This window comes from Streptomyces sp. NPDC001270, assembly GCF_042896695.1.
Classification (GTDB): Bacteria; Actinomycetota; Actinomycetes; order Streptomycetales; family Streptomycetaceae; genus Streptomyces.
Window position 1 is genome coordinate 122,375 of the sequence record NZ_JBIAXM010000004.1, and the last position, 16,777, is coordinate 139,151.

The window sequence follows — 16,777 nt, forward strand, 5'->3', positions numbered from 1 at the left end:
GCCGCCGGACGCGGCGTCAGGGCAGCCTGCGGACCGGGGCGCCCGCCAGGTACGCCTCGATGTCCTCCACCGCCTGGCCGTAGAACGTCGCGTAGTTGGCCCGCGAGACATAGCCGAGGTGGGGTGTCGCCAGCAGCCGGGGCGCGGTGCGCATCGGATGGCCGGCGGGCAGCGGTTCGACGTCGAACACGTCGACGCCGGCGCCCGCGATCCGGCCTTCGCGCAGCGCCGCGAGCAGCGCCTCCTGGTCGACGATCGCCGCGCGGGAGGTGTTCACCAGATGGGCCGTCGGTTTCATGAGGGCGAGTTCGGCGGGGCCGAGCAGCCCGCGGGTACGGTCGCCGAGCACCAGGTGCACGGAGACGAAGTCGCTGCCGGCCAGCAACTCCTCCATGGTGGCGGCCCGTTCGACGCCCACCTCCGCGGCACGCTCCGGGGTGAGGTGCCGGCTCCAGGCGCTGACCCGCATACCGAAGGCGAGACCGACCCGCGCGACCTGGCTGCCGATCCGGCCGAGCCCGAGCAGGCCGAGCGAGCGGCCGTGCAGGTCGGCGCCGACGGTGGACTGCCAGGGGCCGCCCGAGCGCAGGGCCTGGCTCTCCTCGACGATCCCGCGGGCGAGGCCGAGCAGCAGGGCCCAGGTCAGTTCGGCCGCCGGGGCGGACGAACCCTCCGTACCGCACACGGTGACGCCGTGTGCCTCGGCGGCGGCGTAGTCGATGACGCTGTTGCGCATGCCGGAGGCGACCAGGAGCCGCAGCCGCGGCAGCCGGGCGAGCAACGAGCCCGGGAAGGGCACACGTTCGCGCAGGGTCACCACGATGTCGAAGTCGGCGAGGGCCGCGGCGAGCGCGTCCTCCTCGGTGATGTGCTCGCGCAACGTGACGACCTCGACGCGGTCCGCGAGCACCGACCAGTCGGCCGACTCGGCCGCCACACCCTGGAAGTCGTCCAGCACCGCACAGCGAAGCCGCATACGTTCCTCCCTCCCGGCCGTCCGGCCGGTTCTCCGTTCCGGCCGGTCGACTGTACCTGTCGGTGGGGAGGGCGGGGTGTGGGGGTGTGATTCGCGATCGTGACCGGTGGGGTGCGTTTGGGGCGCGGGTGCGGGGGCGGTTGCCGTGGTCGCTCGCAGAGTGGCGGACACATCCCGAAGAGGCCCTTGACTACGACTAGTTGGAGCTCTCACCACCGATACGAGTAAGCCGTCCGGGTGACATTGGCGGGTCCGTGATCCAGTAGTATGTAGATCGACGGAGATCCTCCGTTCGATGTTCGCACGTGCGCACTGTCCTTTGCGCCTCGTGTGCCTTCTTGTCGGCCGGGGCGATTGCTCATGTGTCGAAGCTTCGTATCAGGTAGAAGAAAGTTGACAACCTTGAGGAAGTTTGTCTCCGCTCTCGGCCTCCTCGCTACCCTCGCACTTGTGGTGGCCGATCGTTGGATGTGGTTTGCGCAGAGTGTCGTCTCCTGAGGGGTTCTCAGGAGCCGGTCGACTCGCGTCCCGCCAGCAGTGCCAGTAGCCTCTCCGCCTCGGCGTCTGCGCCGAGGCGTTGATATGTGGCGGCAGCCTGTTCCGCATACCGCCGGGCCCGTTCCGTGCCGCGGGGGAGCAGGAGGGCGGTCCGTGCGAGTCCCGCGAGGGCCTGGGCCGTACCCAGGGGGAAGTCGATGCTCCGGGCCACGTCGAGGGCCCGGTCATACGTCTTGAAGGCGATGTCGAGCCGACCCGACTCGCGTTGGACGTCCGCCGTACCGATCAACGCCCGCAACCTCTCGTAGGGGTTGTCGATACTGACCGCCACCTGCTCCGCCATGGTGAGGTGCAGCAGTGCCTCGCCCCGGCGGCCGGCCGCGGCGTGTGCCCGCCCCATGCTGATCAGGACGTCGGCCTCGCCCAGGACGTCGCCTCCGGTCCGGTGGGCGGCCAAGGCCCTGCGGTAACAGGCCAGCGCGCGGTCCGTCTGCCCCGTCGCCTGATGGACCGCGCCCAGGTTGGTCAGGAGAATTCCCAACTCCTGTCGCCCGCCGTGCTCTTTCATGATAATAAGGGATCTTTCGTAACAGTCGCGGGCCTCGTCGAAGCGTCCCTGTAACGCGTGCAGTTCGCCGCGGTTGTTCAGTGCCTGGGCAAATCCATAGGGGTCGGGCAGCGTTTCGTAGATGTCCTGCATGAGCTGCACCCGGTGCAGGGCTTCGTCGTACTGACCCGCGTAATGCAGCGCCGCGCCTTCCACGTTCAGGCAGCCGGCCTCCCCGGCCCGGTCGCCGGCGCTGCGGTAGAGCGCCCGGGACTGTTCCAGTACCCGCAGGGCCGGGCCGCCCTGGCCGGCCGCGAGGTGGGCGCGGCCCGTCTGCAGGAGTGCGTCCGCGCGGCCGATGACGTCCCCCAGGTCCTCGTAGATCGACCGGGCCTCGGCCGCGCGGCGTAACGCCTCGTCATGGTTGCGCTGTGCCAGCAGATCCGCGTGGTCGGTCAGGGTGCGGGCGAGTGCCGAGCGGTCGTCCGAGGTGCGCAGGACCGGTATCGCCGCGGCGAAGAGATCGGCCGCGGCGTCCCACGTGCCCCACAGCCTGAGGGAGCGGGCCAGGACGCTCGGGAACAGGGCGGCGTACTCCGGGTACCGGTCCGCGGCGGTACGCGCGACCGCCAGGAGGTTGGCGTGCTCCACGGTGAGCCAGGCCGGGGCCTCGTCCGGGTCGGAGAACTCCAGGGCGTGGCGGGACTCCCGTTCCGGGCCGAGCGGTATCGCCCGGCGGTGCGGGTGGGCCAGCCGGTCGGCGCGGTGCGCGGTGGTGAGGTGGTAGGCGACGAGGCGGCCGACCGCCGCGTGCCGGGCCTCGGCCGGATCCGTCCGGGCGGCCGTCTGGAGGCCGAAGGCGCGGGTCAGGTCGTGCAGCCGGTAGCGTCCGTGCACGGGTTCCTCAAGGAGGCTGGAGTCCAGCAGTTCCTCGACGTGCCGCTCCAGCCCTCCCGCCTCGCTCTCGAACTCCGGGCCTGCCAGCGCCGCCGCGGCCCGGAGCGTGATGTCGGGGCCGGAGTGCAGGGCGAGACGGCGGAACAACCGCTGTGCCGGATCGCTGAGTTCCGCGTACGAGAACTGGAAGATCGCGGCGATCACGGCGTCGAACTCCTTGAGCGGGTCCGTCGCCCGGGTCAGCCGGTCGAGGAGATCCTGGAGGGCCCAGGAGTCCCGGTGCCGGAAACGGCTCGCCAGCAACGTCACCGCGAAAGGGTGGCATTCACACGCCTGCACGATGCGTGCCAGGGCCTCGGGTTCCGCGGACGACCGGGCGGTGCCGACGATCCGGGTGAAGAGCGCGGCCGCCTCCGACCTGGACAGGGCGTCCACGGGCAGCCGGGTGGCGCTGCCCAGCCCGGCCAGCCGGTTGCGGGTGGTCACGATGACCCGGCACGTGGGGGATCCGGGCAGCAGCGGGTCGACCTGGGCGGCGTCCCGCGCGTTGTCGAGCACCACGAGCGCACGGCGCCGGGCCGTCCACTCCCGCCAGCGGGCCGCCCGCTCGTCCAGGGTGCCCGGCAGCTCACCGGACCAGCCCGCCGAGTGCAGCAGGATGGCCAGGGCCTCGGCCGGGCCGAGCGGTTGCTGGCTGCTGAAGCCCCGCAGGTCCACGAAGAACCGGCCGTCCGGGTAGGCGGCGGACAGCAGGTGTGCGGCGTGCAGGGCCAACGTGCTCTTCCCGATGCCGGGCATGCCGTGCAGCACGGTGACGGGCAGCGCGCCCGCCGAGTCGTCTTCCGGCGCGGACGCGGAGAGCAGGATGCGCAGTTCGCCGGCGCGTCCGGTGAAGTCCTGGGTGTCCCTGGGCAGGAAGTTGCGGGGGTCCGGCACGGCCGGCGCGGTCCCGGACCCGCTCGCGGCCGTGGCCTCGGGCTCCGGGGAGGGGAGCGCGAGGGTGTCGTCCTGTTCGAGCATGCGGAGATGGAGGTCCTGGAGTTCCGCCCCCGGCTCGATCCCCTGGACCTCGTGCAGCTCCGTGCGGGTGTCCCGGTAGACCTTCAGCGCCTCGTCGTGCCGCCCGGAGCGGTACAGGGCCAGCATCAACATGCCGATCACCCGCTGCGCGAACGGATTCCGCGCGGCGAGTTCCTGGAGTTCGCCGATGAGGTCGGCGTGCCGCCCCAGCTCCAGCTCCAGGCCGATCCGTTCCTCGCGGACCCGGCGGTGGTCCTCGGTCAGCCGGGCGCGTGCCGACAGCGCCCACGGGTTGTCGGCGAACTCGGTCAGCGGCTCGCCGCGCCACAGCGCCTCGGCGGCACGCAGCAGCCCGATGGCCGCCGTACGGTCGCCCCGCGCCGCCGAGGCCGTCGCGTCCGTCCGCAACTGCTGGAACTTCAGCAGGTCGATGGCGCGCGGGTCGGCCCGCAACCGGTACAGCCGGGACGAGGGCCGCTCCACCTGGGCCAGGTCCTCGCCGACCGCCTGGCGCATCCGCTTGCGGAGCCGGGAGAGATAGCTCTGGAGCGTGTCCAGGGCGGCCGGTGGCGGCTCGCCGTTCCAGACGCGGTCCATCAGCGTGTCCACGGACACCGGTTCGCCCCGGGCATGGACCAGCACGGCCAGCACACGGCGCTGCATCAGCGATCCGAGCGCGTACCGCTGTCCTTCGTGCCACAGCTCAAGCGGTCCCAGCGCAAGAAGTTCCACGATCACCCCCGACGGGTGTGCTTCTTCCTGCCGCCCACGGCAGCGCCCGCACATCTGTGCAGCGCTCCGTTCACTGTTCTGCGGGGGCCCGGGGTGGAGACAGGGGCGCATCGGAGCGCGAAGGGCGCACGGAGCCGGACGAGTGCGGCGCGGTCCCTGCCCGGCCGCTCGGAGACCGGGCACCGCCGTTCCACAGGAGTGCAGGATTCCTGCAAGCCCGCCGTCCAGAACCCGGGGCATCCCCCCGTCATGGACTGCGGACGGCCTACGCGGGCTTGGACGGCCCGGGGCGGCCGAGCATGGCCGCGGTCACCAGAAGGCATGCAGGAGACCGGGGGAAAACCGACTATGAGTGTGACAGTGCCCGAGCCGTACTGGCGGCACGTGCCCGTACGGCTGGACGTCGAGCGCTGGGTCACCCGGCGGACGCGCAGGCGCGTCCTGGTCGTGGTGCACACAGTGATAGCGGGGCAACGGCTGCTCGACGCGATACGCGTACTCGAAGGCGACATCCGGGTGCAGATCATCTTCACCCAGGCACCCGACGTGTTCAGCAACGGAGTGGCCGAGTTCCTGGCCGGGCTGGGGGGTCTCGTACTGCCGTGGAACCAGGCGGTGCACACCTCCTTCGACCTCGCGCTGGCTGCCAGCCACGGCAGCCTGCACGAACTTCAGGCGCCGGTCGTCGTGCTTCCGCACGGCGCCGGCCACAACAAGATCACCCCCGCCGGACGGAACGGCCGTCCGGCGGGCGAGCGCGGTGTGTACGGCCTCAGCAGGCAACGGCTGGTCCGGGACGGCGCGATCGTGCCTGAGGCGATCGTGCTGGCCCACCACGAGGAGCTGACCCGGCTGGGCCGCGAGTGCCCCGAGGCCCTGCCGGTGGCGGAAGTGGTCGGCGACCCGTGCTTCGACCGGATAGCCGCCAGCCTGCCCTCCCGGGCCCTGTACCGGGACGCCCTGGGCGCCGGGGCCGGCCGGCGACTGGTCCTCGTCTGCTCCACCTGGGGGCCCGACTCGCTCCTGGGACAGGGCTTCGAGGTCCTGGAGCGGCTGGTCGGCGAACTGCCCCGGGACGAGTTCCGCATCGCCGCGCTCCTGCACCCCCACGTGTGGAACGCACACGGTGACTGGCAGGTCCGGGCCTGGCTCGCCGGCCTGGCGCGCTCCGGGCTCACGCTGGTCAGCCCGCACGGGGACTGGACCGGGGCGGTGGTCGCCGCCGACTACGTCGTGGGCGACCACGGTTCGGTGTCGCTGTACGGCGCGATGACCGGCGTACCGGTCTTCATGGCGGGACGGCCCGACGCCGACGTCGATCCGGGCTCGCCGCTGGCCGAACTCATGTCGTTCGCGCCGCGACTGCGCCTGGACCGCCCGCTGCGCCCGCAGCTCAGGCGGAGTTCCGTGGCCGGTCGCGCGGACCGGTACGAGCGGGTCGCGGCCCGCATCTCCTCGGAGCCGGGCCGCTTCGCCCGCAGGATGCGCGCGCTGCTCTACCGCAAGCTGCGCCTGCGGGCCCCCACCGTACGGCCGGCCACGGAAACGGCGGCCCTGCCGCTGACGGTGCGCTACGACGAGCCGGGCCGGGTGACGGCACCATGAGGACGCTCCTCGCCCTGGCGGCCCGGACGACGGCGGTACCGGGCACGCGGGCACCCGGTCCGGTGCACCGGGTCCGTACCCTGCTGCTGCATCCGGCCCGCGGGACGCTGACCGTGGACGAGCACGTGCGGGTCCGGCTTCCCGCGGGACACCGTTGGCCTCAGCTCGGCGACGTACTGCTCGCGCATGGCACGGGGGCGCGGACGGCCGCCGAGACGGCGGCGACGCATCCGGGCGCCCTGGTGGTCGCCGTGCACCACGGGCCCCGCTGCTGGTTGCGGCTCGGCCGGGACGGCACCGTGCTCGAACTGGAAGCCGCGGGGCCCACCGGGCGGGACGAGGCGTGGGGGACGCTGGCCTCGCTGGCCCATACCTGGCTGGTGGCCGGGCTGCCCGCCGCCGAGTTCGCGGCGGCGCCCGTGCGGCTGCTCGGCGCTCAGGTGACCGTCCCGTCGCCCGCGAGCCGCCCCAGCCGGTCCCGGGCCGACTCCGCGTCGGCGGACCGCGAACGGCCCACGGAGGCGTAGAGATCCAGCGCCTCGTGGTAGCGGTCCCGGGCGGCGCGGGTGTCCCCGCGCCGCCCGGCGACCTCGGCCAGGCCCGCGAGGGCGCGGGCCGTCTCGTAGTTCGCGGTCATGCCGCGCAGGGTCGTCAGGGCCGCGGACAACGACTCGTCCGCCTCGTCGAGCCGGTTGACGGCGAGCTGGGCGTGGCCGACGAGGATGCCCGCGCGGGCGGCGTTGTAGACATCGCCCGCCGCCAGCAGCGCGGTGCGTGCGGCACCGGCCTCGCGCAGCGCCTCCTCGTGCCGGCCGGTGGTCCGGGCGATGTCGGCGAGGTTCAGCCGGGCCAGTGCCCCGGCCCGCTCGTCCCCGCAGGCCGGTAACTCCACGGTGGCCCGCCGGAACAGTTCGGCGGCCTCCTGGGAACGGCCCGACCGCTGGAGCGCGAGCCCTCGGTAGTTGAGGGTGCGGGCCTGGCCGAGCCGGTCGCCGTGCCGCAGGAAGAGGTGACCGGCGCGCTCGAACATGGCCAGGGCGCGGTCGTGGTTCCCGCACCCCAGCTGTCCCACGCCGCCCGAGGTGAGCATCCGGCACTGAGCCGCGACGTCCCCCAGCTCCCCCGCCGCGGCCAGTCCCTCGTCGTGCGCCGCCCGCCAGTCGTCGTAGAACTTGCGCCGCAGGAAGAGGGGCCACAGGGCGTCGGCGAGCTGCCAGCCGACGGACGGGAAGCCCGCGGAACGGGACAGCCGGATCACCGCCATCAGCCGGGGCAGCTCGCGCTCCAGCCAGTCCAGGGCGGTCTCGGCGTCGGGGCCGACGTCCGCGCAGACCACCGGCCCCGGCCCGTAGTCACGGGCCATCGTGCGGTGTGCGGGATCGATGATCTCCTCGGCGCGGGTCGCGCTCGCCAGATAGTGGTCGGCGATACGGCGTACGGCCTGGGCGCGCTCCTCGGACGATTCGTCCTGCCGCGCCTTCGCCGCGGCATGCAGGCGGACCAGGTCGTGGAAGCGGTGGCGTCCCTCGCCCGCGTCGAACAGCAGGCTCGCGTCATGCAGCGTCTCCAGCAGGTGCACCGGCTCCGCCGTAGCGGCCAGCACCGCCGCCGCCACCGCGCCGCCGAACTCCGCCGCCGGGTGCAGCCCCAACCGCCGGTACAGCCGCGCCGCCGCCGGTGACAGGGCCCGGTACGACAGGTCCAGCGCCGCCCGCACATCGTGGTCGCCGTCGATGGCCAGGGCCTCCAACCGGTCCCGCTCCTCGGCGAGGGCACTGACCATCGTGGTGATGTGCCGTTCGGGCCGCGCCGCCAGCCGGGCACCGGCGACCCGGACGGCCAGCGGCAGCCCGGCGCACAACTCGACCAAGGTACGGGCGGCTTCGGGCTGCTCGGCCACCCGGCCGTCCGCGAGGGTGTCCGCGAGCAGTTCCACCGCGGCCTCGGGGGCGAGCGACTCCAGGTGGAGGGGGAAACAGCCGTCGACGGTCAGCCCCGGCATCCGGTTGCGGCTGGTCACCGCCGTCACACTGGTGCCGCCGGGCAGCAGCGGACGCACCTGGGCGGCGGTCGCCGCGTCGTCGAGCAGCACCGCGAGGCGCCGGCCGGCGGTCAACGACCGGTACAGCGCGGTCCGTTCGGCGAGGGCCGCCGGAACCTGCTGGGCCGCCACCCCGAGGGCCCGCAGGAAGCGGCCCAGCACCTCCTCCGGGAGCGCCGGTCCGCCGGGCGACTGGGCGCCCAGGTCGGCGTAGAGCTGGCCGCCCGGACAGTGCGGGCGCAGGGTGTGCAGCCATCTCAGCGCGAGCGCGGTCTTCCCGACCCCGCCCAGACCGCTCACCGCGGTCAGCGCGGGCCGCTCCTCCCGCACCGCACGGGCCCGGTGCCGCTCCAGCGCCGCCAACTCGTCGGCCCGGTCCACTATGTGCACGGACGGCGGGAGCTGCCAGGGCGTCTGTCCGGCGGTGCCGCCCGCTTCGGCCACGACGTGAATACCGCCGTACACCGTCCCCGCCTGCACCGCGGCGCCGTGCACGGTGCCGCTCAACTCGTTGTGTGCCGTGCGCTCATGGCCCCGCACTGCCGCCCCCTAAGCCGCGCGTCGCTGCCGATTCCTCGGATGGAGCCTTTCCGTACAGGTAGTCGATATCCCTGGGCGGAGCAACAGCGCGGAGTGTTGGCCGGCCGTGCACCGGCGGATTCGGCCGGAGCCGGGTTCCCGCACCTGGCCCGCGGCGGAGATCCCGGGCCGTCGGGAACGACAAGGCCGGCGGGACGGGGGGCACCCGGTCGGATCCGCGTTGGCCGTCGCTCGGATACCGGTCGGCTGTCAACCCGGTTCGGCGGGCGTGCGGGCGCCGGGGAATGCACGCGGTTCGTGCCGCGGGATTCGGCCCAAAAACGCGGGCCGGATGTCCCGGCGCCCGGCCCGGACGCTACTTCTTGTGGCAGCCCCACTTGCCGTGGACCTTGGTGTAGTGGTAGCCCGCCTTGCACTTCTTGTGCTTCGGGGTCTTGGTGGTCTCGGGGGCGGGCGCGTTGTCACCGTCGGCCACCTTGACGTTCGAGGTGTTCGCCGGCGCTGCGAAGGCGGTACCCGTAGTGGCCACGGCCGCGCCGCTGACGAGCATGCCCGCGGCGACACTGGCGGCCAGAGCACGTGTGATCCTGTTTCGCATGATCGGCAGCCTTTCTGTTGTCGGCGTCACTGCCTCACTGATCGATTCTTGACACCGCTGCCTGGAGACTGCATCTCGATCACCGGCCTGACGATTGCGGCCCCCGGATTTCCGCCCCACGGCACCGGGAATTCCGTCAATTCCCGCTGGTTCGGCTACTTCCGTGGTTTTCGCGCGGTGCGCGTTTAATACGACGTGGGCGCGGGTGCCGACACGGAAAGAACCGTGGGCGGCAGGGGAAAGGGCCGTGGAAACGGCACGGCCGGTACCCATGTCGGTTGACCGGGCAACGGTTTCGTTCCGGACGGCTCCCCGCACGGCCGCCCGCCCCACCCTGTCCCGCACGGCCGCCCGCTCCGTCCCCGGCAGGGCCCGGCGGCGGCGCCATGACCGGACGCCCTCAGACGGGGATCCAGGCCAGCACGAACAGGGCCACCCCGAGAACCGCCGGCAGCAGCAGCCGCGAGGTGCGGCCGATCCCGAAGACCGCTCCGAAGGCGGTGAAGACCAGGGTCAGCATCCCGGCCAGTCCCGCCAGCAGTCGCAGTGCCTCCTTCAGCGGCAGGTCCTGGGCGATCTGGGTACTGGTGACGATGAAGGCGATGACCGCGGCGAGCAGGCCCAGGCTGCCCATGGTCTCCGACCTCAGCCGGGTGATCTCTTCCTGCTCGTGCGCCCGGGTCTCCTGCACGACCTGATCCACCCGGGCCTTCATCGACGCCTCCAGGCGGTCGGCGGTCTCCCGCAGCCCGCTGCGGATGGCCTGGCTCTCCCGCCGCAGCACGATGTCGGCCCGGATCCGGTGGTACTCGACGACCCGTACGGCGTACCCGGACCGCGCGGAGTCCTCCAGGTCCATCGCCCGCTGGATGGAGATGAGCGCGGTGTCGAAGTCACCGAGGAGAGCGGTGAGCTGAGCCCGCACCGCCCGGTACCGCGGCACCTCCGGGCTGATCTCCACCGCCCGCTCCATCTGGGTCAGGGAGGCCCGCAGATCCTCCTCGGCCACCTCGGCGCCACCCCATCCGTACTCCGCGAGTACCCGTGAATGGTGGGCGACGAGGGCCAGGTTGTCGGGGTAGGCCGCCAGCGCGGACGCCGCGTGGCGCAGGGCCGCCGGCAGGTTCGGGCCCATCGGGTCCAGCAGCGCCAGGTCCGATTCGAGCACCGCGCGCATCGGTACGGAGGCGAACCGCGAGGCGTGGCGGAGGTACACGCTGCGGAAGCGGGTGCCGTCCAGCGCCCGCCGGTGGCGGGCGAGCAGGACGTAGAAGGCGTTGAAGGCGCGCAACGGATCGGCGTTGTCGCGTATCAGTCCCTCCAGCGGGCCCAGGTCGGCGTCGGTGAGTCCGGTGCACACCGTCATGGCGGCGCCGTGGTGCTCGGCCGAGTCCAAGGGCGGCAGGGCGTCCAGTGCGTTGCTGATCTCCCCCGGTGACATGGTGATCACAGTAGTGGCGGTGCGGGGAGCGCGGTAGAGGCCCTGGGGCCGCGCGGGGGCCATGGGACGGCGGGCCTTCGCCCCATGGCGACGGGGCCGGTTCCGCGGTGCACCGAAAGGCGCGCGGGGAACCGCGCGACCGGCCACGACGGCGCCGCGGACGGCCGGCGGCAGCGCTCCCCGCGGAGCGCTTGGGCGCCGCGCCGCCGCGCATCCGGCGGTACCACGGCCCTCGTCGGAGTCTCGACAGGGGCGGGCGTGCCGGAGCCGGCCGATCCGGGCGCGGTGCCGGTGTGTTCGCCCGCCGCGGGGTGTCGTGGACGAAGCCACCCGGGTGAAGTCCCTTTCCACGGCCGGGTCGAAGCCGCCGCGGCGACCGCCGCCACGCGCCCCCGGCCCGCGCGGGAACAGGCCGTTTCCTGTGGCTTTCCCCGGAATCCGGCCGCCTGCTTGACCCCTTTCGCGGCACCCGAGTAGACCTGACGTCCGTCCCCGGGTCGCCGGCTCCGGTCCGAAAAGTTCCGCACCCTTTCTCCGCCGAAGGAGCCTTGTGGATACTCCGACGCCCCGCGCCTCCGCTTCCGGGCCCGCGCGCCGCGGCGTCCTGCGCGCCGCCGCCGCGGCGGCCCTCGCCGGTCCCGCGCTGACCGCGCTCGGCGGGACGGGCGCGCAGCGCCCGCCCGGACGGTGTCCGGGCGGGCGGTGGTGCGGGTGTGACCTGATGTGACCGGGGGTGTCAGGTGCGCGGGAGCTGCTGGAAGCGGCCCGTCCAGTACGCGGTGCGGTCCAGGTAGGCGGTCTCGGACGCCTGGCCGGTCAGACCGTAGGCGCCGTCGTACGTCTGGTAGCCCTGACCCGCGGGCGGGGTGGCGTCGGCCGGTTCGATCGAACTGCCCTCGTGCCACTCGTTGAAGGACGTGACCGACACCCACGTCGGCGAGCCGCCGATCGCCGGATCGAGGGCGTTGGACCACTGCTTGTCGTAGGCCGCTCCGTTCGCCCGGTCCACGGTGGGTGTCGTGTTGCCCGGCACCGCCCGGTCGTCGAGGTAGCCGGGGGCGACGGACGGCGACCAGATCAGGTTGTGGGCCTTGGCGTAGTCACCGGCCTGCTTCCAGCCGGGGGCGGTGGCACCGGCGATGCCGTCGTAGGTGTACATGCCGGAGAAGTGCGCGATCTTGGTGGTGTCGGTGGTCTGGGCGAGGACGATGTTGCTGCCCGTGACCTGGTCGAGCGCCGTCCAGTCGGTGATGTTCAGGCTCTGGAAGACGTAGAACGCCGCCTTGTTGCCGTGATCGGCCGACCGGTAGTACGCCGGGTGGCTGCCGTAGGTGTTGTTGATGTACTGGATGTCGGCGACGGTCGAGGCGCCGGTGCGGCCGGAGTACGGCTCCAGGTGCCAGGCGACCTTGATGCCCTGCTTCTGCGCGGCGTCCAGGACGCCCCGGGCCAGCCGGTCCTCGTAACTGCCCTGTCCCCACCAGCTGTAGACGAGGACGCCGGCGCCGGACTGCTTGACCCACTTCATGTGCTGGGCCACGGCTCCGGCGAAGTCACCGGAGTCGTAGGCGCCGAGCGAGGGGTAGAGGTTGGCGCCGATGTCGTCGGGCGGGGTGCGGTTGCCCTGCTGCCAGTGGCGCCAGCTGCCGTTGACCGCGGGGCTGCCGTACCAGGGGTAGTAGAAGAGGTGGACGTCCTGCGACAGGGCGCCCGCGGTCGGGGTGGTGCCGAGCGTGAAGGTGTCGATGTCGAAGAGGGAGCCGCTGCCGCCGGTGAAGCGCAGGAAGAGCGGTCCGGTGCCGGTCCCGCTCAGCGTGGTGCTCACCGTGGTGAACGTCTCCCAGCCGCCGGTGACCGGGACCTGCACGGAGCCGAGCAGGGTGCCGGTGGCCGAGCCGGAGCGGACCTCGATGGTGCCGCCCGCGCCGGCCGAGGACACCTTCGCGGTGAAGGTGCGCGCCCCGGCGGTGGCGACGGAGGCGTATCCGGCCCAGTCGCCGTTGTCGATGTAGCCGAGCGTCTGGCCGCCGCTGGCCGCGGTGTGCCCGGCCGCCTGGACGCCCGAACCCGAGCTGTAGGACTCCGCCTCCACCTGGCCGGTGCCCGCCGGGGCGGCACAGTTGCCGGGCACCTGCCCGGCCGTGTAACGCACGGCGCCGAGCAGCAGGGAGCGGAAGGCGGGATCGCTGTAGGACTCGATGGTGTGGCCGAGCCCGGTGTAGAAGGACCGCCCGCTGCCCTGGGCGTGGCACCAGGTGATGGGGTGGTCGCCGCTCATCTCCCCACCGGTGTAGGTGGATTCGTCCAGGCTCTGCACCACGTGGACGTTGGCGCGCGGGTTGGTGCGGTAGTTGTACCACTCGTCGGTCCGCGTCCAGGTGGCGCCGAGGTGCGCGGTCGCCGGATGGGTGCGGTCCTCGGTCTTGACGACCGCCTGCTGGATCGCCGGGTGGCTCTTGAACCAGGCGCCGACGAGCTGCCCGTAGTAGGGCCAGTCGTACTCGGTGTCGGCGGCGGCGTGCACACCGAGGAATCCGCCGCCGCCGTCCACGTACGACTGGAGCGCGGTCTGCTGGCTGTCGTTGAGGACGTCGCCGGTGGTGCTGAGGAACACCACCGCCTCGTACCCGGCCAGGTTCGCCGAGGTGAAGGCGCCCGCGTCCTCGGTGGCCGTGACGGTGAAGTCGTTCTGCTGGCCGAGGGACTGAAGGGTGCTGATGCCCGCCGGAATGGCGTCGTGCCGGAAGCCCGCCGTCTTGGAGAAGACCAGGACGTCGAAGGACGCGGCCTGCCGGTCGGGTGCGGCCTGGGCCGCCCCGGCCGGTGCGGCCAGGGCGCAGGTCAGCGCCAGGGCCACGGCCGCCGGGGCACGGCGCAGGCGTCGGAGCAGGGTTCTCATGTCCTCACCCCTTCTGCGCCGTGGCGGCGAGTGTGAAGGTGTCGATGTCGAAGAGGTTGCCGGCGGGCCCGGTGAACCGGAGGACGACCGGCCCGGTCCCGGTGCCGGTCAGCGAGGTGCTGACGCTCGCGAACGTCTCCCAGCCGCCGGTGACCGGGACCTGTACGGAGCCGAGCAGGGTGCCGGTGGCCGAGCCGGAGCGGACCTCGATGGTGCCGCCGACACCGGCGGAGGACACCTTCGCGGAGAAGGAGGAGGCGCCCGCCGTGGCGACGGAGGCGTATCCGGCCCAGTCGCCGTTGTCGATGTAGCCGAGCGTCTGGCCGCCGCTGGCCGCGGTGTGGCCGGCCGCCTGGACGCCCGAACCCGAGGTGTAGGACTCGGCCTCCGTGGTGGTGCTGTTGACCGCGGCGGTGGTGAAGGTGAAGGCGTCGACGTCGAAGAGGTTGCCCTGGCCGGTGGGACCGCGGAAGACCAGGAACAGCTCGGTGGAGCCGGACGGCGCGCCGCTGAGGTTGGCCGAGACGTCGGTGTACGTCTCCCAGCCCCCGGTGACCGGGACGGTGGCCGTGCCGAGCAGCGTTCCGGTCGCGGAACCGGCGCGGATCTCGATCCTGCCGCCGGCCCCGGCGGAGGCCACCCGGGCGGTGAACTTGGTGGCGTTGCCCAGGGTGTACGGCTTGAAGGAGATCCAGTCGCCGTCGTCGGTGAAGCCGACCGTGTTGCCGCCCTCGGCGGTGCCGTGCCCGGCGACCTGGATGCCGGACTGCGCGCTGAAGTGCTCGGCCTGCCGGTGGCGGGGCTGGAGGGTGCGCAGGGAGTGACCGGTCAGCCCGCCCGCGTCGGTGTACTCGGCGTCGAACACGCCGTAGAGGTTGGCGGCGCTGTCGTGCTCGCCGTCCACGGGCACGTTGATGGAGCCGCTGCACCCGTTCGCGGACGTGATCGCGTGGGTGTGGCTGTCATGGCCCAGCGAATAGGTGACCTTGACCTTGGAGCAGTCGATGGTGCCGTCCTCGGGGTCGGTGACCTTCACCGTGAAGGGCACGGTGTCACCGAAGGAGAACAGCTGTCCGTCGCCGGGCGGTTGCAGGGTGACGGTCGGCGCCGTGTTCCCGGCGGTGACCACCAGGCTCGCGGTCCCGGTCAGGCCCTCGGGGTCCTTCACGGTGAGCGTGGGGCGGTAGGTGCCCGCCGCGGTGTACGTGTGGCTGGGGTTGGCCTGGGTGGACGTGGACCCGTCGCCGAAGTCCCAGGAGTAGGTGAGCGCGCTGCCCTCCGGGTCGGAACTGCCCTGGGAGGAGAACTGCACGGTCAGCGGCACGCCGCCGGAGGTCTTGTCGGCCGCCGCCTTGGCGACCGGGTTGCGGTTGGTGCCCGCGATGTACTCGACGCGGTACAGCGCCTGGTTGTTGCTGCCGGTGCCGTAGTCCAGGACGTACAGCGCCCCGTCGGGACCGAAGTCGCTGTCGATGATCTGGGTGCCGGTCCACGGGAAGCTCTCGATCGTCCCGTACGAGCCGTCGCTCTTGACCTCGATCGGCTTGATCCACTTGCGCCCGTACTCGGTCGCGAAGAAGCGCCCGTCGAGGGACTGCGGGAACTTCACGGACGAGTTCAGGTTCGGGTCGTAGTGGTAGACGTCACCGGCCATCGGGGACTCCGAGCCGGTGCCGAACTCCGGCGGCGAGCCGTCGAGACCGTACTTGATCCAGCTGGTCTTGGCCGCGGGCAGCTTGGACTGGCCGGTGTTGCGGAAGGAGTTGTTCGTCGGTCCGCCCGCGCAGTCGTACTTGGCGCCGGACGGGCCGCTCGGGAAGGTGTACTCGTTGTAGGTCTCGGCGGTGGTGTTGGTGCCGGTGCAGTAGGGCCAGCCGAAGTTGCCGGGAGCGGTGACACGGTCGAACTCGACCTGCCCGCCGGGGCCGCGGTTCGGGTCGGTGGCGCCCGCGTCGGGTCCGTAGTCGCCGACGTAGACGATGCCGGTGGCGCGGTCCACGGACATCCGGAACGGGTTGCGGAAGCCCATGGCGTAGATCTCGGGGCGGGTGTTCGCCGTGCCCGGGGCGAAGAGGTTGCCGGCCGGGACGGTGTAGCCGCCGGCCGCGGTGGGCTTGATCCGCAGCAGCTTGCCGCGCAGGTCGTTGGTGTTGCCGGAGCTGCGCTGGGCGTCGAACTGCGGGTTGCGGTCGGTGCGTTCGTCGATCGGCGCGTATCCGGCGGAGTCGAACGGGTTGGTGTCGTCGCCGGTGGTCAGGTAGAGGTTCCCGGCCGCGTCGAAGTCGATGTCACCGCCCACGTGGCAGCACTGGCCACGGTCGTTGCCCACTTCGAGGACGACCTTCTCGCTGGCCATGTCCAGGGTGTTGTCGGACTTCAGCGTGAACCGGGACAGGTTGAGGTGGCCCTTCCACGCCTCGAAGTCGGCGGCGGTCCCGGTGACCGGGGCGTCGCCGGCCGGGGTGTTCAGCTTGGGGGAGTAGTAGACGTACACGTACCGGTTGCTGGTGAAGTTCGGGTCCGCGGCGATGCCTTGCAGGCCCTCCTCGTCGTGCGTGTAGACGTCGAGCTTCGCGGCCTGCTTGGTGTTGCCGGCCGCGTCCGTGTACCGCACCGTGCCGTCGCGCGCGGTGTGCAGGACCGACCGGTCGGGCAGGACGGTGAGGGACATGGGTTCGCCCAACTCGGCTGCACCAGTGGCGAGTTGGACCTGCTGGTAGTCGGAGGCGGGGATGTCCGCGGGGGCCGCGGACACGGGCGAGGGCCCGGCCACGGCGGCTCCGGCCAGCACGAGCACCAGGGCGGTGAGCCATCTGAGCCCTGCGCGAGGGCGCTGGGACATGGGGGGTTTCCTTCCTGACGGTGGGGGTTGTCAGGCAAGGCGCGCGCCGGCCGCGCTTGCCGCATGCATCAGCGGTTCTTGGGTGCGGAATGGAGCACCTTTGTACGGACTGCTTGGCTATGAGGCTGCTCAGCTGTGCAG

The 16,777-nt window shown here is 72.3% G+C and carries 10 protein-coding genes; 3 read left to right on the forward strand and 7 right to left on the reverse strand.

Annotated elements, in window-relative coordinates:
- Window positions 1-16: 16 nt before the first annotated feature.
- Both ACFY2B_RS08825 and ACFY2B_RS08830 read right to left on the reverse strand, forming a co-directional pair.
- Window positions 17-976, reverse strand: a complete 960-nt coding sequence (locus ACFY2B_RS08825; protein ID WP_390762446.1) for a D-2-hydroxyacid dehydrogenase family protein — start codon at window positions 974-976, stop codon at window positions 17-19.
- A gap of 505 nt (window positions 977-1,481) precedes the next feature.
- Window positions 1,482-4,670 (reverse strand): BTAD domain-containing putative transcriptional regulator, encoded by a 3,189-nt coding sequence (locus tag ACFY2B_RS08830; protein ID WP_390762447.1) that lies wholly within the window; start codon window positions 4,668-4,670, stop codon window positions 1,482-1,484.
- 348 nt (window positions 4,671-5,018) lie between these two features.
- On the opposite strand from ACFY2B_RS08830, the gene ACFY2B_RS08835 reads away from it, so the two are divergent.
- Both ACFY2B_RS08835 and ACFY2B_RS08840 read left to right on the forward strand, forming a co-directional pair.
- A complete protein-coding gene (locus ACFY2B_RS08835; protein ID WP_390762448.1) occupies window positions 5,019-6,275 on the forward strand; it encodes a hypothetical protein in 1,257 nt (418 codons plus the stop codon).
- On the forward strand, window positions 6,272-6,802 hold the full coding sequence (locus ACFY2B_RS08840; RefSeq protein WP_390762449.1) for a transcriptional regulator: 531 nt from the start codon (window positions 6,272-6,274) through the stop codon (window positions 6,800-6,802). The genes ACFY2B_RS08835 and ACFY2B_RS08840 overlap by 4 nt, the downstream gene beginning before the upstream one ends.
- Here the strand turns inward: ACFY2B_RS08840 and ACFY2B_RS08845 are convergent.
- From ACFY2B_RS08845 to ACFY2B_RS08855, 3 genes are all read right to left on the reverse strand, one after another.
- Complete coding sequence (locus tag ACFY2B_RS08845) at window positions 6,712-8,856, reverse strand: ATP-binding protein (RefSeq protein WP_390762450.1); 2,145 nt, start codon at window positions 8,854-8,856, stop codon at window positions 6,712-6,714. The genes ACFY2B_RS08840 and ACFY2B_RS08845 overlap by 91 nt on opposite strands.
- A gap of 355 nt (window positions 8,857-9,211) precedes the next feature.
- Window positions 9,212-9,454: a hypothetical protein gene (locus tag ACFY2B_RS08850; RefSeq protein WP_390762451.1), complete on the reverse strand. Its 243-nt coding sequence runs from the start codon at window positions 9,452-9,454 to the stop codon at window positions 9,212-9,214.
- 400 nt (window positions 9,455-9,854) lie between these two features.
- Window positions 9,855-10,895 carry a hypothetical protein gene (locus ACFY2B_RS08855; RefSeq protein ID WP_390762452.1) on the reverse strand — a complete coding sequence of 347 codons (1,041 nt, stop codon included), beginning with the start codon at window positions 10,893-10,895 and terminating at the stop codon, window positions 9,855-9,857.
- A gap of 550 nt (window positions 10,896-11,445) precedes the next feature.
- Here ACFY2B_RS08855 and ACFY2B_RS08860 point away from each other — a divergent pair.
- Window positions 11,446-11,622, forward strand: coding sequence for a hypothetical protein (locus ACFY2B_RS08860; protein WP_390762453.1), 177 nt, complete (start codon window positions 11,446-11,448; stop codon window positions 11,620-11,622).
- A gap of 9 nt (window positions 11,623-11,631) precedes the next feature.
- Here ACFY2B_RS08860 and ACFY2B_RS08865 read toward each other — a convergent pair whose 3' ends face one another.
- Entirely contained in the window at window positions 11,632-13,794 is a 2,163-nt protein-coding gene (locus tag ACFY2B_RS08865) for a ThuA domain-containing protein (RefSeq protein ID WP_390762454.1), read from the reverse strand.
- Window positions 13,795-13,798: 4 nt separating this feature from the next.
- Window positions 13,799-16,636 (reverse strand): carbohydrate-binding protein, encoded by a 2,838-nt coding sequence (locus tag ACFY2B_RS08870; RefSeq protein ID WP_390762455.1) that lies wholly within the window; start codon window positions 16,634-16,636, stop codon window positions 13,799-13,801.
- Between the last annotated feature and the right edge of the window lie 141 nt (window positions 16,637-16,777).

What these genes read in the sequence shown, in the direction of transcription:
- ACFY2B_RS08850 (WP_390762451.1), bottom strand. Translation starts at nt 9,454, where the DNA reads ATGCGAAACAGGATCACACGTGCTCTGGCCGCCAGTGTCGCCGCGGGC.
- ACFY2B_RS08870 (WP_390762455.1), bottom strand. Translation starts at nt 16,636, where the DNA reads ATGTCCCAGCGCCCTCGCGCAGGGCTCAGATGGCTCACCGCCCTGGTG.
- ACFY2B_RS08835 (WP_390762448.1), top strand. Translation starts at nt 5,019, where the DNA reads ATGAGTGTGACAGTGCCCGAGCCGTACTGGCGGCACGTGCCCGTACGG.
- ACFY2B_RS08865 (WP_390762454.1), bottom strand. Translation starts at nt 13,794, where the DNA reads ATGAGAACCCTGCTCCGACGCCTGCGCCGTGCCCCGGCGGCCGTGGCC.
- ACFY2B_RS08840 (WP_390762449.1), top strand. Translation starts at nt 6,272, where the DNA reads ATGAGGACGCTCCTCGCCCTGGCGGCCCGGACGACGGCGGTACCGGGC.
- ACFY2B_RS08825 (WP_390762446.1), bottom strand. Translation starts at nt 976, where the DNA reads ATGCGGCTTCGCTGTGCGGTGCTGGACGACTTCCAGGGTGTGGCGGCC.
- ACFY2B_RS08855 (WP_390762452.1), bottom strand. Translation starts at nt 10,895, where the DNA reads ATGTCACCGGGGGAGATCAGCAACGCACTGGACGCCCTGCCGCCCTTG.